A 22,265-nucleotide genomic window follows, 5' to 3' on the forward strand; every position below is an offset into this window, starting at 1 on the left:
CAGTCAGCTTTGTCGTCAGTTTCGTGTAGGGAAAAGAAATATGTTTGATAATTTATCGGATCGTTTAGCCAAATCGTTTAAAGCGATTACCGGGCAAGGGCGTTTAACAGAATCTAATATTAAAGATGCACTGCGAGATGTGCGTCGTGCATTACTGGAAGCGGATGTGGCGCTTCCGGTCGTGAAAACATTTATCGATAAAGTTCAAGAAAGAGCTATCGGTCAAGAGGTGTCCACCAGCTTAAACCCTGGTCAGGCCTTTATTAAGATTGTTCGTGAACAATTGACTGACGTCATGGGGCAGGAAGCCGAACCGCTGAACTTTAATGTGGAACCCCCCGCCATTATTATGGTTGCCGGGTTGCAAGGGGCGGGTAAAACCACCTCGGTCGGTAAGCTGGCGCGTTGGTTAAAGGAACGTGAAAAGAAAAAAGTCATGGTGGTTTCCGCAGACGTTTATCGTCCAGCGGCAATCAAGCAGTTGGAGACGCTCGCTGAGCAAGTCGATGTGAGTTTTTTCCCTTCGTCTGCCGATGAAGATCCTGTCGATATTGCCAAAAAAGCTCATGCAGAAGCGAAGAAACAGTTTGTCGATGTATTGATCCTTGATACGGCAGGGCGTTTGCATATCGATGAAGACATGATGCAAGAAGTACAACGCTTGCATACAGCAATCAAACCGGTTGAAACGTTGTTTGTGGTCGATGCCATGACTGGGCAGGATGCCGCTAACACGGCCAAAGCGTTTAATGATGCATTGCCTTTGACAGGGGTGGTCCTGACTAAAACGGACGGGGATGCGCGAGGCGGTGCGGCATTATCCATCCGTGAAATTACCGGTAAGCCAATTAAATTTATCGGGGCAGGTGAAAAAACCGAAGCTTTAGAATCGTTCCATCCGGACCGTATGGCGGGTCGCATTTTAGGAATGGGCGACGTCCTGAGCTTGATTGAAGATGCCGAAAGTAAAATCGATCAAAAGAAAGCGCAGAAATTTGCCAAGAAAATGCAAAAATCCGGTCAGTTTGACCTGGAAGATTTTCTCGAGCAGCTTCAGCAAATCAACAGCATGGGTGGTGTCGGTGGCTTGATGGGTAAAATGCCAGGCATGGGGCAAATGAAAGGCCAGATCAATAACGAGGCCGTTGAGAAAGACTTTAAACGCCTCGAAGCGATCATCTACTCGATGACACGTCAGGAAAGAGCGCACCCGGCCATCATTAAAGGCTCTCGTAAAAAACGTATCGCCAATGGGTCTGGTACGTCTGTGCAAGATATTAACAAGCTGATGAAACAGTTTACTCAAATGCAGAAGATGATGAAGAAAGTTTCGAAAGGCGGTATGAAAAACATGATGCGCGGGATGGCTGGGAAAATGCCTCCCGGAATGGGCGGTATGTTGCCACCCGGAATGCGTTAAGGGTTTCATTCGTTCAAAAAACCACCAGGCCTGGTGGTTTTTTTGTATTCAGTCTCTGAAAGACAAGCTTGGCCATTGGCGTTCTTTTGCCACTTGGGTGAGATACTCATCGGCATCAACGATAATCGGGTGGTCGACAATTTCCAGTAATGGAATATCGTTACGGGAATCGGAGTAAAAATAACTGCCTTCCAGGCTCTGGTTATGTTCTGTTAGCCAGTCATTGAGTCGTGTGACTTTCCCTTCTTGAAAAGAGGGCACGCCAGCCACTTCACCTGTGAACTTGTTATCAACAATTTCGGGTTCGGTGCCAATAAGCTCCGTAATACCATACAGCTCACCAATTGGACGGGTCACAAAGCTGTTCGTTGCCGTCACGATCAAAAGTTGGTCGCCTTTGCTGCGATGTTCATCTACTAATGCCTGCGCTTTGTCCTGATAAATGGGACGAATATAGTTTTGCATAAACTCTTCGTGCCAAGCATTTAATGTTTCCATGCTGTGTTTTGTTAAAGGCGCTAAGGAAAAACGTTGGAATTTGTAGATGTCTAGACAACCATTTTTATAGTCGGTGTAAAACTGTTCATTGGTTTTTTCATAAACGTCCGGATCAACCACGCCTTTTTCAACCAGAAACTTTCCCCAAAGGTAGTCACTGTCACCATGAATTAAAGTGTTATCAAGATCAAATATTGCTAAAGCCATAAGGTTTCTTTTTAAAATTGGTTAAGGTGGAATGAATTTAATGTGCGGTATTTTACCTGATGAAAATCGGTCTGTTCAGAAAATAGTGTTGCGATGTGGTTTGAACGTGGTATTTTAAAAGGCATCTTTAAGAATAACGTGCGTTTTGAGTAAAAACGACGCACTTTCTTTGTGTTTAAGCGTTATGGTTAGAAAAAAATCACGAATAATGATAAAAGAGATTGAAAAAAAAGGTCTTTTCTTGCAATAATTATACGTATTGAATATTAAAGAATAACAAGAATAAAAGGGTCATATGTGATTGATGCAGATGGGTATCGCCCCAATGTAGGTATCATTATTGTAAATAAGGAAGGTAAGCTGTTTTGGGGAAAACGCCTGTATCAAGATGCCTGGCAATTTCCTCAGGGGGGCGTTCGTGAGAATGAAACGCCGCAACAAGCCGTTTTTCGTGAGTTGAAAGAAGAAGTGGGGTTGGAGCCTTCAGATGTCAGGGTCTTAGGTCGTACCAAGGATTGGCTCACTTATGATTTACCAAAACACCTGATTCGACACTACAGCCAACCGGTCTGTATTGGTCAGAAGCAGATTTGGTTTCTGCTGGGCATGTTAAGTGATGATGAAAAAATTAATTTAAATACCCATGAAACCCCAGAGTTTGAAGGGTGGAGTTGGGTGGATTATTGGGTGCCGGTTCAAAATGTGGTGGAATTTAAACAATCGGTTTATCATCAAGCCCTGACGGAACTTGAAACGCATTTACATAAATTCTGGACGAAAGAACACGTTGGGTAGTTTTTAGTTAAACTTTCCTGTCTCATTAAATGAGATGATATTCACGTTAAAACGAAGGTAACTTATTAAAATTCATCCAAGTTTTAATAAGTTACCTTTTTATATCCTTCCCTTATCCTCTTTTCAAACTGTTTTTATTTGATTGTAACAACTTCGATTTGTACAAAAATGCAGGGAAAAGCCGCTATCTTAGTTATGCAAAATAGGTAAAAAATGTTATTATGCCTGCGCATTTACATGAACTAGAATGGCTGATGCATTGTCTTATTTATGCCTTTCAAGATGTTCATACGTTTTGGAAATACTAAGTAGCTGGAAACCAAAACGGTTTTGTTGGCGGTAGAAGTAAGAACTACATTCTACTGAATGGCTTTAGGAAAACCCAGCCCCTGAAGCAGGTTTGAACCAACCAAAGAGGTTAAATTTTATGAACGATAAGTTCGTTGATCAGGATCCACAAGAAACACAAGAGTGGATTGACGCATTAGAAGCCGTTGTCTCCTTTGAAGGATCTGACAAGGCTCAACATATCATTGGCACTTTGATCGAGAAAGCGCGTGTTCATGGTATCGACATCCCTTATTCGGCAAATACGCCTTACATCAATACCATTGCCCCAGAAGAACAAGATAACTATCCAGGTGACGTAGGCATCGAGCGCAAAATGCGTGCGTTGTTACGCTGGAATGCCATGGCAATGGTTTCAAGAGCAAACAAATACACCAGTGTCGGTGGTCACATCGCTTCGTACGCTTCCAGCTGTACTTTATATGAAGTTGGGATGAACCACTTCTTTAAAGGACCAAAGCATGAGCAAGGTGCGGATATGGTTTTCTTCCAAGGACACACTGCCCCAGGGATGTATGCACGCTCTTATATGGAAGGTCGTTTAGAAGCGGATCAACTGAGAAACTATCGTCAAGAAGTCGATGGTAATGGCCTATCGTCTTATCCTCATCCATGGTTGATGTCAGATTACTGGCAGTTCCCAACAGTTTCAATGGGCTTGGGGCCTTTAATGGCAATTTACCAAGCGCGTTTCATGAAATACATGCAAGCACGTGGTTTAGCAGAAACTCAAGGGCGTAAGGTTTGGGCCTTCTTGGGTGACGGTGAGATGGATGAACCGGAATCACGTGGTGCTTTACAGCTTGCCAAGCGTGAAAACCTAGACAACTTAATTTTTGTAATCAACTGTAACCTACAACGTCTGGATGGCCCGGTTCGAGGGAATGACAAAATCATTCAAGAACTGGAAGGGGTTTTCCGTGGTGCCGGTTGGAACGTTATCAAAGTCATTTGGGGGTCAGGCTGGGATCGTCTGCTTTCAAAAGACGTCACCGGTAAGCTGATCGAGCGTATGGGTGAAGTGGTTGATGGTGAGTACCAGGCTTATAAAGCAAAAGATGGTGCTTTCGTCCGTGAACACTTCTTCGGTAAATACCCGGAAACAGCCGAGCTGGTTAAAGACATGACGGATGATGAAATTTTCCGTCTAACCCGTGGGGGTCATTCACCGCGTAAGATTTACAACGCTTATAAGCGTGCGACCGAATCACAAGGTAAACCGACTGTTATCCTAGCCAAAACCGTTAAAGGGTATGGAATGGGACAGTATGGTGAAGCCGCGAACACGGCGCATCAGCAGAAGAAACTGGATCTGGAAGGGATGAAATATTTCCGTGATCGTTTCTCTGTACCAATTTCAAATGAAGAACTGGAAAAAGACATTCCGTTCCATCGTCCGGATGAAGATTCCGATGTTCTGAAATACATGAAAGAGCGCCGTGAAGCATTGGGTGGCGATTTACCAAGTCGTCAAGATACGGCAGAGCCACTTCCTGTTCCAGACCTGTCTGTTTTCAAAATGTTAACAGAAGGCACGGAAGACCGTGAAATGTCTACGACTATGGCGTTCGTCCGTATCATCTCAATCTTGTTAAGAGATAAGAAGATTGGGCCACGTTGTGTCCCGATTATTCCAGATGAAGCGCGTACTTTCGGGATGGAAGGATTGTTCCGTCAAGTCGGTATCTACGATCCGGCCGGTCAGCTCTATGAGCCAATGGATTCAGACCAATTGATGTGGTACAAAGAATCTGCCAACGGTCAAGTTTTCCAAGAAGGGATCAACGAAGCCGGTGCCATGTCTAACTGGATCGCAGCAGCGACTGCTTATGCGAACTATGGCGTGAGCATGATTCCTTTCTATATCTACTATTCTATGTTCGGTTATCAGCGTATTGGTGACTTGGCATGGGCCGCAGGGGATTCTCGTGCCCGTGGTTTCCTAATGGGTGGAACAGCAGGTCGTACCACACTAGAAGGTGAAGGGCTACAGCATCAGGACGGTCATAACTTGATTCAATTCGATCATGTACCGAACTGTTTGTCTTACGATCCAACCTTCGCTTATGAAATGGCCGTCATCATCCGTGATGGGATTAAACGTATGTTCAACGAAAAAGAAGACGTTTACTACTACATTACGTGTATGAATGAAAACTACTCGCACCCTGCGATGCCGGAAGGCTCGGAAGAAGGCATTCTAAAAGGTCTTTATTCCTTCAAGAAGTCTGAAGCGAAACATAAAAACAAAGTTCAGTTGATGGGGTCCGGTACGATTTTCCGTGAAGTGATCGCCGCAGCTGACATGCTAGAAAACGAGTGGGATGTTGCCGCAGATATCTGGGCAGCACCAAGTTTCAACCTGTTACGTCGTGACGGAATTGAAACAACACGCTGGAATAGCATGCACCCAACTGAAAAGCCAAAAGTTTCTTATTGTGAAGCCACATTATCGGGTGCGAAAGGCCCGTTTATTGCGGCAACGGATTATATCCGCGATTACCCTAACCGTATTCGTGAATATGTTCCGGGTGAGTTCTATGTGTTAGGAACGGATGGTTTCGGGCGTTCTGATACGCGTGAACAACTTCGTAAGTTCTTTGAAGTGAATCGCTACTACGTAGTAGTGGAATCACTCAAAGCCTTGGCAGATGCCGGTAGCATCAAGCCAGAAGTGGTTCAGAAAGCAATTGAAAAATACGGGATTGATAGCGAAAAAACCTATCCCGTTCATGCTTAATAGAAACGTCTAACCAGACATCGCTGTTAGTGACCTAGCAGCGAAAGAATTCATATTTGGCTTGATTGATTCGTTTAAACCCAATCAAGCTGAATACTAAGAAGGAATTAAATGAAATGGCTACACAGCAAATTAATATCCCGGATATCGGCGATTTTGATTCAGTAGAAGTTATTGAAGTTTTAGTCGCCGAAGGAGATGAGGTCGCTGTTGATGATTCTTTACTCACGTTAGAATCAGATAAAGCAACGATGGAAATCCCTGCGCCTTACGCCGGAAAAATCACCAAAGTCACTGTTTCAGTCGGCGATAAAGTCGCGGAAGGCGATGCGGTTTTCGAAATTGAAGTGTCTGAAGCGGCTGCTTCCCCTGAAAAGGCTGAGCAAAAAGCCGAAGAAAAGCCAGCTCCAGCAAAAGCACCTGAAGCCCCTAAAGAAGCGCCTAAGCCAGCAGCAGAATCTGCCCCGGCACCAACGCCTTCTCCAACTGCACAAGCGTTAACCAAACCTGTCAATGCACAGTCTATGGGCGCAGCCTCTCATGCCTCTCCATCGGTCAGAGCCTTCGCGCGTAAATTGGGTGTCGACATCAATACCGTGTCTGGAACAGGTCCTAAAGGGCGTATCCAGCAATCTGATATTGAAGCCATGATTAAATCAGTCATGCAAGGCGGTGCGGGCGCAGGTCAAGCACAAGGCGGCATGGGCATTCCATCTGTACCGGAAATCGACTTCAGTCAGTTCGGTGAAACTGAGACCGAAGAGTTGGGACGTATCAAGAAAATCTCTGGTAAGTTCCTACAAACAAGCTGGTTGAATGTCCCGCATGTCACGCAGTTTGACGAATGCGACATCACTGAAATGGACGCCTTCCGTAAGAGCATGAAAGCGAAAGCGGAAAAAGAAGGCGTGAAATTAACGCCACTGGTCTTCGTGATGAAAGCCGTGGTCAAAGCGTTGCAAGACTTTCCAAGTTTCAACAGCTCTTTATCGCCAGACGGTCAGTCTTTGATTAAAAAGCATTACTACAACATCGGTGTGGCGGTTGATACACCAAATGGGTTGGTCGTACCGGTTCTACGTGATGTCGATAAAAAAGGCATTTATGAGCTGTCTCGTGAGCTGATGGAAATTTCCGGCAAAGCACGTGACGGTAAATTGTCGCCAAAAGATATGTCCGGCGGCACCTTTACCATCTCCAGCTTAGGCGGTATCGGCGGCACGCAGTTTACGCCAATCGTCAACGCTCCGGAAGTCGCTATCATGGGGCTTTCAAAAGCGAAAATGCAACCGGTCTGGAACGGGTCTGAATTTGAACCGCGTTTGGTGATGCCGTTCAGTGTGTCTTACGATCACCGTGTGGTCGATGGTGCGGAAGGCGTTCGCTTTACCACGACGGTGGGTCAGTATTTAACTGATTTACGCCAATTGATTCTGTAATCGGAGAAGTGTATGAGTAAGATTGTTGACATCCTGATTCCAGATATCGGTGACTTCGCAGAAGTCGATGTCATTGAAGTATTAGTGTCTGCTGGCGAAGAAGTTATTCAAGACGACTCTTTGTTAACCCTAGAGTCAGATAAAGCCACCATGGAAATCCCTGCGCCTTACGCAGGTCGCGTGGTGGAAATGAACATTGATGTGGGTGACAAGGTTAAAGAAGGCTCGGTCGTGGGTAAAATCGAAATTGCCGACGTGGAAACCGTTTCTTCTAATGTAGAAGAAAGTGTGACCCCAGAACCTGAAAAAACACCAGAAACACCAGCGCCACAAGCCGTTTCTGCGGCAGACTTGCCCGATGCGGATATGCAATGTGAAGTGTTGGTATTAGGCTCTGGCCCGGGTGGTTACACCGCCGCATTCCGCGCCGCTGATCTAGGCAAAAAAGTCGTGATGATCGAACGTTACGAGTCCATCGGTGGGGTGTGCTTGAATGTGGGTTGTATTCCATCTAAAGCGTTATTACACATGTCCGTCGTTTTAAACGAAACCCGTGAAATGGGCGAGCATGGTATTGAATTCGCCGAGCCGAAAATCGACACCAACAAAATGCGTGACTATAAAGATTCCGTCATCGGTAAACTGACTGGCGGCTTATCAGGTCTGGCTAAAGCACGAAATGTGGACGTGGTACAAGGCTACGGAAAATTCAGCTCAGCCAATACGGTCACGGTTGATTTGGCAGACGGTGGCACCAAAACCATCGCATTTGAAAACGCCATCATCGCGGCCGGATCGCGTGTAGTGAAGCTTCCATTCATTCCGCATGACGATCCACGTGTCATGGATTCTACCGATGCATTGGAACTGGAAGAAGTGCCAAACCGCATGTTGGTGATCGGTGGCGGGATCATCGGTCTGGAAATGGCGCAAGTGTATGATTCATTAGGGTCAAATATCACCGTGGTGGAATTGGGTGACACCATTATTCCTGGTGCGGATAAAGACATCTCTAAGCCATTGCTGAGAAGAATCAAAAAGAAATACGAAAACATTTACTTGAAATCAAAAGTCACCAATGTCGAAGCCAAGGAAGAAGGTTTGGTGGTGACGTTTGAAGGTAAAGACTGCCCGGAAACAGATACGTTTGATCGTATCTTGGTTGCGGTGGGTCGTGCACCAAACGGTCAGTTGATTGATGCGGATAAAGCCGGTGTGGCCGTGAACGACTGGGGCTTCATTGAAGTGGATGAGCGTCAAAAAACCAATGTCGATCACATCTATGCGATTGGTGACATTGTTGGTCAACCAATGCTAGCTCACAAAGCCGTGCATGAAGGGAAAGTGGCGGCTGAAGTCATTAACGGCATGCCAAGCGCGTTTACGCCAATGGGCATTCCATCCGTGGCCTATACCGACCCAGAAGTCGCTTGGGCGGGTAAAACCGAAGACGAGCTTAAAGCCGAAGGCATTGAATACGAAAAAGGTGCCTTCCCATGGGCAGCCTCAGGTCGTAGCTTAAGCTTAGGACGAGACGAAGGGCTAACCAAAGCCTTATTCTGTGCCGAAACGCATCGTTTACTCGGTTGCGGTATTGTCGGGCCTAACGCCGGTGAGCTGGTGGCAGAAGCCATGCTCGCCATTGAGATGGGGGCCGATATGCAAGACATCGGTTTGACTATCCATCCACATCCAACGCTGTCAGAAACGCTTTGTTTCGCAGCGGAGATGGCGGAAGGAACGATTACTGATTTGATGCCACTTAAAAAGAAAAAATAGCCAGGCCTGGTTGTTTTTCAGATTAAAAAGCCCGCTTTATGCGGGTTTTTTATTGGTTTAAATACGTATTTTATGTATGATGTTATTCAATTGTGCTGGAAAATTAAAGAGTTGAATGCATTTGTGCTAAAGATCTAATAAACGTGGTTTAGTCGCTATGATTTATGCCTTGTAAAATAGATTAAGCGATTGAATTATATAATAATAGCATGTGGTTGTATAAAATTAATCTACTAAAATTATTATCTTAAAATGTCAACTTTATAATTTATTTCCGTACGTAAATATATACAGGTTAGGATGTCTAATTATAGTTAGGTTGCGTGAAACAATATGGAAAATATTATTTATCAGACTCTAGTAACTATATTGATCGCAGCATTCACAGGCTATGTAACATTTAGAGTGCAAGAGCGTCGTCTTAAACAAGAATTGAAAACTGAATTTATGGCTGAAAAAGTAGCTAAAAAACTACTAAGTGAAGAAAAATGGAAGAAACGCTCTTTTTCCGAAATTAAAAAAAGGTTGGGTGGTTTTGAAGATGACGAATTACGAAAAGTCCTTGTTCGTTCTGGCGCGGTTCGCTTTGAAAGAAATAATGGCACTGAAGAGCTTTGGGGTCTTATTTCTAAAAACAAAGATGAACTGTAAAAAAACAACCTCACAATACACTCAACCCGACCGCGCTAACGCGCGACCGGCTAGCTTAAACGTTAGGATTTTTGAAATATGAGTATCACTTTTAGACATTCAGCAGGGTTTGGTAAAAGAATTGAATACTGGGTTGCAGGCTTAATGCTCAAAGAAGGCATAGATGTTTATATGCCACTAATCGATGACAATGGAATTGATGCTGTAGTCAGACGTGAAGATGGCACTTTTGTAGAAGTACAAATTAAAGCACGTTCAAAAGATGTTGTTATGGGTGATGCGGCACTTTTTGCTGCTCTCTCACATGAATATCGAGGAAACTATTTCTTTATTTTCTATTCTGAACGTTTAGATACGTTTTGGATTATGAGTTCTCAAGAATTTATAGAAGAATCAGTTCAAAATAAATCTGGCAAAAATACTGGAAAACGTTCTATTTGGTTCAATGGCAAACGAAAAAATAAAGAAACAGGTGAATACACTGAGCATTGCCATGAACGGTTTAAAAAATATATTGCTAATAATTTTCAAAGGCTTGCAAAAGCTTAACAATATGCTCAACCGGACCTGTTAACATGTGTCCGGTTAGCTTAAACGTTATAATACCTAAGTCAGATTATGGATACAAACCAAGCAGCAAAATATTTATCTGAGATTGATGAACTTGACCAATGGTCTAAGAAGTCAGTTCATATTGAAGTTATAAATAAAAGAGAAGCTTTTAACTTAGCTGAGCCACTCTGGCTTGAACGCATGTATCGAGAAGGCAAATTATTTGTACATCCCAATATTGCAAAACAGCTTAAAAACCAATCGTGGATTGCTAACGACCTTCAAAAAAGAATGATTTGGGCAAGTGTAATTGCATCCGCCGAAGGTCCAGATAGTAAAGCTAGGTTCGTCGATATCAAAAAGAAATTACTAAAAAAATATGGTCGAGAATGGTGGGAAGATGTATACCAAAGAAAAAATAACGCTTGGGCGGCAAAATCTAGAATAGAGAAAAAAAGGGCGTCAAATGGCCCTGCCGTTACAACATTAATAAATAATACGCATTTATTTGCTGGTGCGGCGTCTTCCGAAACAATTGAAGCCCTTAAAATGATTCCAGAAACATGATAAAACGTATAACAAAACACTCAAGCCGACTGCGCTAACGCGCAGCTGGTTAGCTTAAACGTTAGGTCTCGATTTCAATTAAGTTCTCTAAAAATTAAACACAAAGTTTTTATAAAAAAATGCAAACAATTAATCAGAAATTAGAGTGTTTAAGAAGAGTTATTAACAACTCAAAAGAGCATGTTAAAGCAGGTGATAAAACTAGAATTTATTCACAATACATTAGATATGCTTTAGATGAGTTCAAGGAAATAAATTTTTGTACATCAATCAAAGCTAATGGTTTAAAAAGAAAAGAGGTCACTCATGAACACGTTGTTCCACATTTCTTCATCATGAACAAACTCTTAAACTTGGATTCACTGACAGATCAAAATATTCTTGCTGTTTTGAATAAGTTTTACATTATTTGTCAAATTACTAAAGATGAAGATAAATATCTAAACGCAGCAGGCTTGAGATCGAAAATGCCAGATGGTTGGAATGAAAAAACGGATAGCGTTTTTGCTAGGTATGAAAATGTAGGAATCGAAATTTTAAATGATACCAATAAAAACACCTAACACAATGTCAACTCGACCGCGCTAACGCGCGGCTGGTTAACTTAAACGTTGGATGTAAAACTATATGAACGAAAGCATTTTCACAGATTATGCGGTAGTTGCAGTTGGCAGTACCGAGCAAGAAAAATTTCCTTTAATCTTGGTTTTTGGCAGGGAAAACAATGGAAAGGCGCAAATTATTCCAGGCATAAGCATCTATGATGAAGCCATCTCATCAGGTTCTACATTTTGGAATCGAACATATGGTTTCGTTCAGAGGCTAACTACGTGGAAAGGGCAATTTCGTCAGAGTTGCGTTAATGTTGGCATGTCTCCAATTGTTTTTACAAATGCATTATCAAAACCGATTCCGAATGCTCAACAAAACAAGGATGCGCTCAGGGTTACTATACAAGAGAATGATATCATGTCGCATATAAATGGAATATTCGACTTAAAATTAATAAGTAGGGTCGGCGCCGTGATTTTTTCAACAGGTAATAGTTCCGTTTACGAACTTTCGAGATATGAGGTAATAAAAAATTGTTTGGCAAGAAGCATCCCCTTTATTGAAATGCCATACTTTGCAACACAAGGACGTAAAAACGAAGAACTTGATCAAGCAATTAATGATGAAAATGCGGCTATAATAAAAAATATCATCAATGAATTCAAAACATACACACAAAAAGTCGTTCCAGCCGACGCCGGAAAGCGGCACGGCTGAATTTTAACGTTAGATATCAAATTATGGAATATATCAAACAAAAAGAAATGCCTGACATTGAGGCTGAAAAAGCATATGAGCAAGGCTTCTATATAGAAGCAATTCAGATTTTACATGGGTTTATGGAAAACCAAGCTCAATCATTACTTACCCTTGTAGGTTGTGTTCACTTTGACTCTAAGCAAGACGAAGTATATGACTTGAGTGACACATTAGGTTTTAATGCTGTTTTAAAGGTATTATTTATTTTAAATCAAATATCTAAAGAACAATTTGATAAATTTAACAAATTAAATTCCCTTAGAAACAAAATCGTCCATCAACTATATAAAGAACCATACGACAAAATATATGAAGGTGTGCCTAAGCATGAATATGATCATGTATTTCATGGCATGCTTGAAGAACTTTATGTTTTAACAAGAAAATGTGAAGAGGTAGTTGGTTAAACATATAACAAGTGTATAAACCAGATCAATAAGGCCTTCGTGGAAAGGGGACGCTACCCTTAAATGCTACTGAATAATGCATCTGTATACCAAAGGTAAAAATGCTTAATAAATACTTATTTCACTACGTTAACTTATGAATCCAGAGAACTTAAAGAAACTCGTGACAGTCACGATGCCTTACGGCAAATACAAGGGGCGAATTATTGCTGATTTGCCAGGCAATTACCTTAATTGGTTTGCGCGTGAGGGCTTTCCACCGGGTAATTTAGGGCAGTTATTGGCTCTAATGCACGAGTTAGATCACAATGGTTTAAAGCATCTTCTTGATCCGTTAAGAAAATAGACTTTTAATTAGAAAACGGGACGTTACCCCTTTGTTTTTCCCTTTTTTTTCTTTTCATGATAGTTAGGAGATACTACATGCCTGTAGAGGTTGAAATAGCCAAAACAGAAAAACAGTTTGAAGCAGGCTCTCAGCTATTTCGAGCTTATGCAAAATATTTAGGTCTTGATCTTGAGTTTCAGGGATTTTCTGATGAACTGAGGTCACTATCGAAGATGTATGGTGAACCTAAAGGCGCTCTCTTGTTGGCAAAACTAGAAGGCGCTTATGTTGGCGCGGTTGGTCTTAGAGAGCTTGAACCGGGTATCGCTGAGATGAAACGAATGTATGTTTTATCAAACTGTCATGGTATGGGTATAGGCAAAGCACTGACAAAGGCGTTTTTATGTCAGGCAAGAGAAATGGGGTATTGTTCTATACGGTTAGACAGTATTAGAGCGCTTGATAAAGCGTTACAGTTGTATCAATGGTATGGCTTTAAGGAAATAGAGCCTTACCGATTTAATCCTCACCCCGAAGCTGTTTTTATGGAATATAAAATTACTTAACAAACCACTATTTTTGAATATTAAAAAGCTCGCTTATGCGGGTTTTTTTGTATCCGAATTCTGGGAATGATTATTTTGATTAGCTATTTTTATCAAGTATGATTATTGTGAGTTAGTGAAAAAACTAAATAAACAAGAAGGAACTCAATGCGTCGGTTAATTGGTAGGGTGTTAGCAATCCCCGTTTTTGTGATAATTGTCAGCTTGATGTTAAACGCCATTTTGGCCGTTTTATTAGCGTTGACCTATTCGTCATTAACGGAAGAAAAAGTTATTGCAACGATCACCTTTGATGCCGTAGACAATAAAAAGGATGTTTACATCGCGCATCTTTATAAGCCTGATGGTTTTAAAATGGGCGACTATAAAATATATGGTGACCAATGGAGAATGGATGCTGGCTTCATTAAGATGGAATATTGGGCCAATGTGTTTGGCGTGGATTCAAGATATATTTTAAATAGGTTTGAAGGTCGATATAACGACATCGAAAAACAAAACATCCATAAGCACAAAGCCTATCAATTGGAAAGTGATGCATTGATTAATACGTTTAGTTTTTTGGTGGATACGACATACGGCACCTCTGTGTATAAAGAAATCAAAACCGATACGGTATACACGGTGTTAAAAACCCAAACAGGCCTCATGGTGAGAATGAAACAGATAGCGCCGACATCCGAAAGAGGGCTGTTAAACACCGTGATGTCTTGGATTGGCTGATGAATAGAAGGCTGAGCGAATAATTGGACCAAACAAAAAAAACAGCCAGGCCTGGTCAATTTAACGCCCCTCAACGCACTTCATTAACCCGCTTAGTATTTTTTTAGCGGGTTTTTTATTAAGTTTCTATTAATAAATTTAATTAAAACAATATCTTATAAACGTGATAATTGAATTATTACTCTGAAAAATAATGTTAGTATAAAAGCGGCAATTAAGGAGTAATTATGATTAATCCTTCGGAAGTGAAAGATCGTGCTGCGGGTGCGATTATGGGGGCTTTTATCGGCGATGCCCTTGCAGTTGGCCCTCATTGGTATTACGACCTGACGGAACTGCGTAGAGACTATGGTGATTGGATAGATGAATACACCGATCCAAAACCGGGTCGATATCATGATGGCTTGAAAGCAGGTCAACTTTCTCAGGCAGGGTTCATCTTGGAACTTATGCTGCATTCTCTGGTCGAAAACAAAGGCTACGATGAGAAAGATTTTTGCCGCCGAATGGATGAGGAACTTTTTCCTCTGCTTGATGGTACGCCCATAAGCGGACCGGGGAACTATACCAGCCAATCCATTCGCGATGCGTGGCGCAAACGGGTTCAGCAAAACTTACCCTGGGGTCAAACGGGCGGGCATGCGGACACAACCGAAGCGATTGAGCGCACCCTTGCTATTGCGGTTCGTTATGCATTTCAGCCTGACAAACTGGCCGCGGCTATTACCCAAAATGCTATTTTGACACAGGAGGATGAGACGGTCGTCTCCATGACGGTTGCCTTTGGCGCTGTATTAGGGCTTGTTGTTGAAGGGAACCGCTTGGATGCGGATATTTCTGCAAAATTGATGAAGCGGGTGAAAAGCGGTGCGTTGCCTTTTCATGCCGTCACGAATGATGATTTGCAACCTCCGCAAAAAGGGGACCCTGATCCGCCACGCGCTGGGCGTTTTGCTTCGCCTGATGCATTACTTTCACCTTCTTATATGGCGGCGGCGGCCTTTGATTCGGATATTCGAATTGATCCGCCTTGGAAAGTCTCTATCGTTTATGGGATGCCATGCGCCATTTACCATCAACTGCCTGCCGCTTATTATCTATCTGCTTTATTTCATAATGACTTTGAGTCAGCCGTGCTGCATGCCGTTAACGGCGGTGGTCAAAATCAGGCACGGGCAATATTGACCGCAACGCTTACAGGTGCCCAAGTCGGTTTGAGTGGTATCCCTAAGCGATTTCTTGACGGGCTCAATAACGCAGATGAATTGACCCAGTTAGCTGAAAAATTGGCTTCTGATATCGAGCCAATCTAAGCTTAACAAAGCTGGATACGTTAACGTTAATGCTATTTTTAGAGGGATTTTTTAAGATAAAGTGACCTTTTTTAAGGATGGTTGACATACGTAATATAGCTCATTTAACATGGCTGTAAGCGTTTGTATTGTGGTTCTTACCGAAACTAGGGAGAAGGAATATGACGAAAGTTCTTGTTTTGTACTACAGCATGTATGGTCACGTTGAAACGATGGCTAAAGCAGTTGCTGAGGGCGCAGGTAGCGTTGAGGGTGTGGCAGTGACGATTAAGCGTGTGCCTGAGTTAATGACGGATGAGCAAGCGCAAAAGGCTGGCGTTAAACTTGATCAATCAGCACCAATCGCAACACCGAGCGAGTTAGCCGATTATGATGCCATCATATTTGGTACCCCGACGCGCTTTGGCAATATGTGTGCGCAGATGCGAAATTTCCTAGATCAGACAGGGGGACTTTGGGCAGGTGGAAAATTGATAAACAAGGTCGGTAGCGTATTCACCTCCACCGGGACACAGCATGGCGGTCAAGAAACGACCATCACGTCGTTTCACACAAATCTGTTTCATTACGGCATGATCGTTGTCGGCGTTCCTTATTCTTGTCAGGAAATGACTAATATGAGTGAAATAACCGGTGGCACACCTTATGGGGCGAGCACTTTAGCTGGAGGTGACGGTAGCCGACAACCTTCAGAAAATGAAATTAAGATTGCCAAGTGTCAAGGTGTCCATGTAGCGGAAGTCGCGAAGAAACAATCCGCTTCATAAATACAATCATTCGAACAATTAGCCGTGGGGCTTCGGTTTTTTTTTGAGATGTAGGAAAAGGTCACGTTCTTTTTTCAATAAAACATGACAGGCTGGCATTGATTATCAATGAGCGTTTATTGAGTGTGTCAATAAACGCTTTAAGTTGAACCCGTTTTTACAGCGGTAAAATCAACACCTTATCTTCATTAAAGAGCGGAATCAGTAAGCGGTTACGTTTTGTGTCGACTCCCATATCCGCAGGGGAGTTCAGAAACTCGGCAATGGTTTCGTATTCACCGTTTTTATAGACATCAATCGACGAACTTTCCCAGCTAGACATCGCCAAGCTACCATCTGGTAATTTCACCAGACCGTCTAATCGTGCTCCGAATGGTTTCGGCATTTCGGTGATGTGGCCTTTCTCATCCATTTTAATCATTTTAGCGGTGCTGAAAAACACCACATAAATATCACCATTATCATTCAAAATGCCGTTGGGTCTGCCCATGTTCGGGTCTTTCAAGATGGTCTCAACTTTGCCATTTTCCCAGACTTTATAGATGGCATCGGTCCCTGAAGATTTAAACCCGGGTTTCATGCCAGTATCGGAGACATAGACATAATCGCCATTACCCGCCGTGATACCATTTAAGAAGCTGCTGCCTTGAACGTTGATGGAAGGCAGTTGCTTTCCACTTGGCAGTTCAAAGACACGTATTTGCGTGATGTCGGCCACAAACAGTTTATTGCCGATAATGGTCATACCTTTTGGGGCATGTAATTGGACGTTGTCACTGGCGCCATCAATCCATTTTAGATCAATCACTTTGCCCTCAGGACTCAGTTTTGAGATAAACCCATTGTCATCCGCTTCGAACGGACTACCATTAATGTTCGAGACCAAATACACATCTTCGGCAGCATCATATTCGACCGATTCCGGTGTAGCAAAACCGACATCGCTGACCATGATTCTTGCGCTTTCTTGGTTTGCCATAGCGGTTACAGACCAAAATGCGGCCAGTAATACTAAGAGACTGCTTTTAAAGCTTTGGATAGGTTTCATCATCAACTCCTGAAAGATTAATGGATTGTTTTAACTCGGTTACAGCACTTTTAGAATTATTCTACCATGCTCTCTAGTTATTTATACTGACCAAAGTGGTTTGTTGTTTTATCTTCTATTATTTGTTTCAGGGCGTCATTCGGTGATGTTCGAGTTTGTGGAATGCTATTAATACGATGTTAAAGATAATAAAATCCAGAATAAAATTAAATAACAGGTAAAACGCAGGTTGATAGGCTGACAGGAAGTAAGGCAAACCAATATCTTGAATCAGGTGAGAGACGATGAGGTAGTTAAGAATAAATAAAGGGATACTAAAAATAATGGCCTTTTTAAGGGCTTCTTTGCCTGATGAGCGTGCTGGTTTTGCTGAGTGATCCATTTATTCGTCCTTATGTTGAGTGTTTAATGGAGAAGCTTTGAACAAACTATCTTAAAGCATATAAAAAGTTTCTTGTTTGAAAAAGCATGACTGTTGATTTGATTTATTTGATGGTTGGATAAAGAAAAAGTTATTGAAAATCATGATTATTTTTATATTTTTTTTGAAAAAAAGCATAAGATAATGCAGGTTTATTATTTTGTAGCACTGAATAAGTTAATTGAGGTTAGTATTGATTAGTCATTTTTTTATGGTTTTTTCCGGTTTTGTGTTGCGGATTATGTATGGAGCGTTTTTCTTTTTTGCTGCTCAGTTAATAAGAGATAAACGTGCGGAATTCTAATAAGTATTCAATTTATAAGGCTGTGTTTTATGCCAGCTTATTCATCAGTTTTATTTTTGCTAGCCAAGCTCAAGCTAAAGCTCTGAATATTGACTGGCAATTGTTTAGCCTTAATGAAGGCCAACAATTTAAACCTGAACCCCCTGAAGCGGAAAATACTTTACAAAAACAAGATGGCATTTCTTTAGTCGGCGGCCATTATCTTTATTCTGGTGAGCTGAGAATTGAAAAAGAGGGTTTTTATGTTGTTGACTTTAAAAACACCTCTACGATAGACCAGTTTTCTTTTTATATTTACGACCAGAATAACAAACTGGTTGATCGTGCCTCAGGCGGGATAGGTAGCAGTGAACCAAATCCATTTTTTCTCCGACATGGTCGCACATTTCATTTAAAAACGGGGCAATATACGCTTCGTGTGGAAGTGGCTTCACCTTATTTTATCGCCCAGCCTGTTCCTTATGTCAGTACGCTTGCTCATTACCAGCAGGAAATTAAGCTGGGTAATGCCATTGTATTGATTGGTATTGGTATTTTTCTTTCAATGGGCATTTATTACGGGGCGCTTTCTTTTGCGCGTTCACGTAATACAGAAATTCTGTATGCCATCTTTATCTTTTCAAACTTGCTGTTTAATGCCGGTGCGCATTTGATTTTGTCTCAACTGTTTCATTGGCATAACTTTTATCTGACGTCTTTTCCCATTTTGATTTCTAACGTTATTTACATACTTTTTGTGATGAAGCTTTTGGAAATTCACCCTATTAAAAACAAAAGGCTGCACACAATGGGCATCATCTCTGTGGCGTTATTGGTTTTATTTGCCTTATTTGCCATGCTGTTCCCCAATTGGATCAATGAGATGGCGCGTTATGGAGTATGGGTTTTTCTGTTATATGGGTTGGTCGCTGGGGTCACACGATCGTTGCAAGGCAGTATGGTGGCGCGTTTGTATTTGGTTGCTTTAATGAGTTTTATCGTGCTGGCGAGTATGGCCACTTTGCCAACACAATTGAGTTCAAACACCATTTACGTTGAACATTATGGGTTGGCTGCAATCGCCATGGAGGTTATCTTGCTCGCCTTAGTGCTCACCTATCAGGTTGGAAAGTTATATCGTGAGCGTATGAAAATGCTTTTTAGTCTCGATCAAAGTAATAAGTTGGCACACACGGACGCGGTTACGCAGGTGCCGAATCGTTATGCTTTGGAAGCTGAGTTGGCTTCTTTCGAACAAGCTTCTTCTTTAACTTACATTGATATGGATAACTTAAAACTGTACAACGACCGCTTTGGACATGCAAAAGGCGATGAGTTATTGAAAATGTTTGCCGCTTTAATGAAAAAAGGCCTAGGCGAGAAAGGAAAGATTTATCGAGTGGGAGGGGATGAGTTTGCGGTAATCAGTCAAGATGGCGATACAAATAGAGTGCAGACAGTGATAGAAAGCGTGGTTGAGAAGATGCAGCAAATCGGATTCGAGCATGCCGGGGTGAGTGCGGGTGTGGCCTTTATGTATGAGGTGGCGAATACTTCAGAACTGAAGCATCTAGCTGACATGCGAATGTACGAAAATAAACAACAGCGAAAAAAGCAAAGTTTTCAGCAAAAAGTCAGTGATTCCTCTTTCATCTAACGCTTTTCAAAAACAGCCAGGCCTGGTTATTTTTTATGTTGGTACGCTGTCAAAAAATATTTACTGGAATTTTTAAATTTTATTTTTGTAATAAAAACATTGTGTTATGTTTTTGTTGGTAATAATATTTACTTAGAAAAGATTGCTAAGTAAATAATTCAAACTCTGCTTGGTTTAATGTATGAAGTGAACATTAGGCAGGCAAATAGGATTACCAGGAGAAAGACAATGAAACCGGTTAAAGTCATTGCGCTGTTGTTCAGTTTGCTTGTGTCGTTCCAAGCCAATGCGGTGCCTGAAATTCCTAACCCACAGTTAAATGATATTGCGATGGTTCAGCCTCATCCAATGTATGGCGCTGTGATTTTTTATAATCCGATTATTTGTCAACAAATTGGGCCAGCATGTGGCTTTTTTCGTGCACATGAATATGGCCATGTCGTTCACCATCACCAGTTGATGCCGCCTGGAGCTTTCGCCGCAGCAAGAGAAGCGGAAGCCGATTGCTGGGCCGCTTCAAATGGTATTCCTCAGGAAATACTGGCAGCCTATTATTTATTTGTAAATGGGGGAAGCAGCTCTAATTTTCCGGTGTATGGTTCACCACAACAAAGAGCGAACAGAGTCCGCCAATGCGCTATCCAAGCGGGAAAATGGATTGGTCCATAACGATTTGATAATGACAGCCATAGAGTTGTTTTTTATTTTTAAAAATTTAATTTTTAAAGACGAAAGAGTTCCCTTGCTTTAGAATATTTGAAAACTGTCTGACCGGTTAAGGTTTGGGCGAAGGATTTTTTATTTTAAATTTAGGAGTTTTTTGTGGTCGAAAGTTATGAAGATTTACACCAGTTGATTTCATCGGAAATTGAAAATTATTTGGCGCAGCATGAGGATGCCACCATTAAATTTGACATTGCAGAGAACGGTTCTTGTACGATGAGTAACACAGAAAACAGTAATAAATTTGTTTTTATGTTTGCGCGTTTTGGCGAAGAATATAAAGTGGGGTTCGCCCTTTATGAAGGATTTGATCCGAATCCATGTTGGATTGATGATGTCAGTAATGACGGGTTTGATAGCAACTTTGTGCAAACGTTAATTGTTGAACATTTAATGTAAAAATCTTTTTGCTTTGATAGCAACAAGCCTGCGTGAGCAGGTCATTCGACTATTTATTTTTCAAATCAATGAATAATGTGCCGAGCCAATTATTTCAAGTTATAGGCACATTGCTTACTTTCTCTTGTAACCAATAGTATATTCGAATGGAAAAAATCTCTTCCAACCCGCCTTTGTCTGTAATACTTAAACCTATCTAAAAACCACCAGGCCTGGCCTGTTTAGCATATTGTCGTTTTGAACAAGCTTCGTCTGAGTGGGTTCTTTTAATTTTATGGAAGCGTTATGTCGGCACGTATTTTTTCTATTGCCAATCAAAAAGGTGGCACCGGTAAAACCACCTTGAGTATGAATTTTGCCGCGGGTTTAGTAAAACAAGGTCGCGTTTTGGTCATTGATGCGGACCCGCAAGGGTCGGCCAGTCAGTGGAGTAGTTTGTCTTCGGATGATAAACCGTTTCCGGTCTCGGTCATTTCAGTCGGAGGGCAGTTGGCGCGCGAGGCGGAACGTTTTGCAAAAGATTATGATTTTATTGTGTTGGACTGTCCACCTACTTTGGAAACAGGGGTGATGCAATCGGCGTTGCAAGTGTCGGAAGCGGTGTTGATTCCTGTCTTGCCCTCTCCAGTTGATTTATGGGCCAGTATTCGCATTGCGGAAGCCATTGAGCACGCTAAGCTTCGAAATCGTCAATTGAAGCCGTATATTGTGGTCAACCAACTGGAACCGCGTAGCGCGTTATCAACAGCCATGAAGGAAGCTTTGGAGGAATTTGATATTCCTGCATTGCAAAGCGGCATTCGCCGTCGTGCGGTGTATCGCAATGCAGCGGTCGATGGTGTGAGTGTTTATTGTATGGGGAAACGCGGTGAAATGGCCGCCAAAGAAATCGATGATATTATTGAGGAGGTCTTATGACAACGAAAAACAATGCAACAACTGCGTCTAAGTTAGCCAGCAGCGTGCGCCGAGCTAAAACACCGGAAACAGAGGAAGAAAAAAAGGACGTTAAAGCGAGTACGCCAGCACGAAAAACACCGGTTAGAAAGCCAGCTGCTAAAAAGCCGGCCACAAAGAAACCAGATGCACAGAAACCGGAGCAAGAAGAAGCGGTTAAACCCATGGGGTCTAACCGGGTTTGGCCGGATTAACTTTTTTTTAGTTCATGAGTAATTACTAACTACTCATTAAATCACCGAACCACCAACCCCTAAGCGTGCTAGGGCGGTGGTTTTTTTATTTGACTCTCTGGGGAATAAAGACGGCTGACTTGTCGAGCTTAATGAGTCAGGTTGTATTAAAATGTTTCCTATCTTATGTTCG

The 22,265-nt window shown here is 42.1% G+C and carries 24 protein-coding genes; 21 read left to right on the forward strand and 3 right to left on the reverse strand.

The window, feature by feature from the left end; translation table 11 throughout:
- Nucleotides 1-40 precede the first annotated feature (40 nt).
- Entirely contained in the window at nt 41-1,420 is a 1,380-nt protein-coding gene (gene ffh, locus GHNINEIG_RS05275; RefSeq protein WP_135795679.1) for a signal recognition particle protein, read from the forward strand.
- 48 nt (nt 1,421-1,468) lie between these two features.
- Here the strand turns inward: ffh and GHNINEIG_RS05280 are convergent, their stop codons facing one another.
- Nucleotides 1,469-2,125 (reverse strand): histidinol-phosphatase, encoded by a 657-nt coding sequence (locus GHNINEIG_RS05280; RefSeq protein WP_135795680.1) that lies wholly within the window; start codon nt 2,123-2,125, stop codon nt 1,469-1,471.
- A 297-nt stretch (nt 2,126-2,422) separates the two neighbouring features.
- Here GHNINEIG_RS05280 and GHNINEIG_RS05285 point away from each other — a divergent pair, with 297 nt between their 5' ends.
- From GHNINEIG_RS05285 to wrbA, 15 genes are all read left to right on the forward strand, one after another.
- On the forward strand, nt 2,423-2,920 hold the full coding sequence (locus GHNINEIG_RS05285; protein ID WP_011370422.1) for an RNA pyrophosphohydrolase: 498 nt from the start codon (nt 2,423-2,425) through the stop codon (nt 2,918-2,920).
- 427 nt (nt 2,921-3,347) lie between these two features.
- Nucleotides 3,348-6,008 carry a pyruvate dehydrogenase (acetyl-transferring), homodimeric type gene (aceE, locus tag GHNINEIG_RS05290; RefSeq protein WP_135795681.1) on the forward strand — a complete coding sequence of 887 codons (2,661 nt, stop codon included), beginning with the start codon at nt 3,348-3,350 and terminating at the stop codon, nt 6,006-6,008.
- 116 nt (nt 6,009-6,124) lie between these two features.
- A complete protein-coding gene (gene aceF / locus GHNINEIG_RS05295) occupies nt 6,125-7,447 on the forward strand; it encodes a dihydrolipoyllysine-residue acetyltransferase (protein ID WP_135795682.1) in 1,323 nt (440 codons plus the stop codon).
- 12 nt (nt 7,448-7,459) lie between these two features.
- Nucleotides 7,460-9,226, forward strand: a complete 1,767-nt coding sequence (gene lpdA / locus GHNINEIG_RS05300) for a dihydrolipoyl dehydrogenase (protein ID WP_135795683.1) — start codon at nt 7,460-7,462, stop codon at nt 9,224-9,226.
- A 333-nt stretch (nt 9,227-9,559) separates the two neighbouring features.
- Nucleotides 9,560-9,877: a hypothetical protein gene (locus GHNINEIG_RS05305; protein WP_135795684.1), complete on the forward strand. Its 318-nt coding sequence runs from the start codon at nt 9,560-9,562 to the stop codon at nt 9,875-9,877.
- Nucleotides 9,878-9,955: 78 nt separating this feature from the next.
- Nucleotides 9,956-10,426 (forward strand): hypothetical protein, encoded by a 471-nt coding sequence (locus GHNINEIG_RS05310; protein WP_135795685.1) that lies wholly within the window; start codon nt 9,956-9,958, stop codon nt 10,424-10,426.
- A gap of 69 nt (nt 10,427-10,495) precedes the next feature.
- On the forward strand, nt 10,496-10,996 hold the full coding sequence (locus GHNINEIG_RS05315) for a hypothetical protein (protein WP_135795686.1): 501 nt from the start codon (nt 10,496-10,498) through the stop codon (nt 10,994-10,996).
- 119 nt (nt 10,997-11,115) lie between these two features.
- Nucleotides 11,116-11,559, forward strand: a complete 444-nt coding sequence (locus GHNINEIG_RS05320) for a hypothetical protein (RefSeq protein WP_135795687.1) — start codon at nt 11,116-11,118, stop codon at nt 11,557-11,559.
- A gap of 64 nt (nt 11,560-11,623) precedes the next feature.
- Complete coding sequence (locus tag GHNINEIG_RS05325; protein WP_135795688.1) at nt 11,624-12,265, forward strand: hypothetical protein; 642 nt, start codon at nt 11,624-11,626, stop codon at nt 12,263-12,265.
- 23 nt (nt 12,266-12,288) lie between these two features.
- Nucleotides 12,289-12,714: a hypothetical protein gene (locus tag GHNINEIG_RS05330; protein WP_135795689.1), complete on the forward strand. Its 426-nt coding sequence runs from the start codon at nt 12,289-12,291 to the stop codon at nt 12,712-12,714.
- A gap of 136 nt (nt 12,715-12,850) precedes the next feature.
- Nucleotides 12,851-13,060, forward strand: coding sequence for a DUF3820 family protein (locus GHNINEIG_RS05335; protein WP_135795690.1), 210 nt, complete (start codon nt 12,851-12,853; stop codon nt 13,058-13,060).
- Between the two features lie 77 nt (nt 13,061-13,137).
- A complete protein-coding gene (locus GHNINEIG_RS05340) occupies nt 13,138-13,608 on the forward strand; it encodes a GNAT family N-acetyltransferase (protein WP_189636933.1) in 471 nt (156 codons plus the stop codon).
- A 147-nt stretch (nt 13,609-13,755) separates the two neighbouring features.
- Nucleotides 13,756-14,331, forward strand: coding sequence for a hypothetical protein (locus GHNINEIG_RS05345; RefSeq protein ID WP_135795692.1), 576 nt, complete (start codon nt 13,756-13,758; stop codon nt 14,329-14,331).
- A 227-nt stretch (nt 14,332-14,558) separates the two neighbouring features.
- Entirely contained in the window at nt 14,559-15,644 is a 1,086-nt protein-coding gene (locus tag GHNINEIG_RS05350) for an ADP-ribosylglycohydrolase family protein (protein ID WP_135795693.1), read from the forward strand.
- A gap of 161 nt (nt 15,645-15,805) precedes the next feature.
- On the forward strand, nt 15,806-16,411 hold the full coding sequence (wrbA, locus tag GHNINEIG_RS05355) for an NAD(P)H:quinone oxidoreductase (protein WP_135795694.1): 606 nt from the start codon (nt 15,806-15,808) through the stop codon (nt 16,409-16,411).
- A gap of 157 nt (nt 16,412-16,568) precedes the next feature.
- Here wrbA and GHNINEIG_RS05360 read toward each other — a convergent pair whose 3' ends face one another.
- Both GHNINEIG_RS05360 and GHNINEIG_RS05365 read right to left on the reverse strand, forming a co-directional pair.
- Nucleotides 16,569-17,462 carry an NHL repeat-containing protein gene (locus GHNINEIG_RS05360; protein ID WP_135795695.1) on the reverse strand — a complete coding sequence of 298 codons (894 nt, stop codon included), beginning with the start codon at nt 17,460-17,462 and terminating at the stop codon, nt 16,569-16,571.
- A 124-nt stretch (nt 17,463-17,586) separates the two neighbouring features.
- On the reverse strand, nt 17,587-17,841 hold the full coding sequence (locus GHNINEIG_RS05365) for a hypothetical protein (RefSeq protein ID WP_135795696.1): 255 nt from the start codon (nt 17,839-17,841) through the stop codon (nt 17,587-17,589).
- Between the two features lie 329 nt (nt 17,842-18,170).
- Between GHNINEIG_RS05365 and GHNINEIG_RS05370 the strand changes: the two genes are divergently transcribed.
- The 5 genes from GHNINEIG_RS05370 to GHNINEIG_RS05390 all read left to right on the forward strand — a co-directional run bounded on the left by GHNINEIG_RS05370 (nt 18,171) and on the right by GHNINEIG_RS05390 (nt 22,093).
- Entirely contained in the window at nt 18,171-19,820 is a 1,650-nt protein-coding gene (locus GHNINEIG_RS05370) for a sensor domain-containing diguanylate cyclase (RefSeq protein ID WP_135795697.1), read from the forward strand.
- A 228-nt stretch (nt 19,821-20,048) separates the two neighbouring features.
- The gene (locus GHNINEIG_RS05375) at nt 20,049-20,489 is read left to right on the forward strand and encodes a hypothetical protein (protein ID WP_135795698.1); all 441 of its coding nucleotides are present in this window, start codon (nt 20,049-20,051) and stop codon (nt 20,487-20,489) included.
- A 153-nt stretch (nt 20,490-20,642) separates the two neighbouring features.
- A complete protein-coding gene (locus GHNINEIG_RS05380) occupies nt 20,643-20,942 on the forward strand; it encodes a hypothetical protein (protein WP_135795699.1) in 300 nt (99 codons plus the stop codon).
- Between the two features lie 285 nt (nt 20,943-21,227).
- A complete protein-coding gene (gene parA, locus GHNINEIG_RS05385; protein ID WP_135795700.1) occupies nt 21,228-21,860 on the forward strand; it encodes a ParA family partition ATPase in 633 nt (210 codons plus the stop codon).
- Complete coding sequence (locus GHNINEIG_RS05390) at nt 21,857-22,093, forward strand: hypothetical protein (RefSeq protein ID WP_135795701.1); 237 nt, start codon at nt 21,857-21,859, stop codon at nt 22,091-22,093. The genes parA and GHNINEIG_RS05390 overlap by 4 nt, the downstream gene beginning before the upstream one ends.
- Nucleotides 22,094-22,265: the final 172 nt, after the last annotated feature.

The organism is Hydrogenovibrio crunogenus (assembly GCF_004786015.1).
Lineage (GTDB): Bacteria > Pseudomonadota > Gammaproteobacteria > Thiomicrospirales > Thiomicrospiraceae > Hydrogenovibrio > Hydrogenovibrio crunogenus.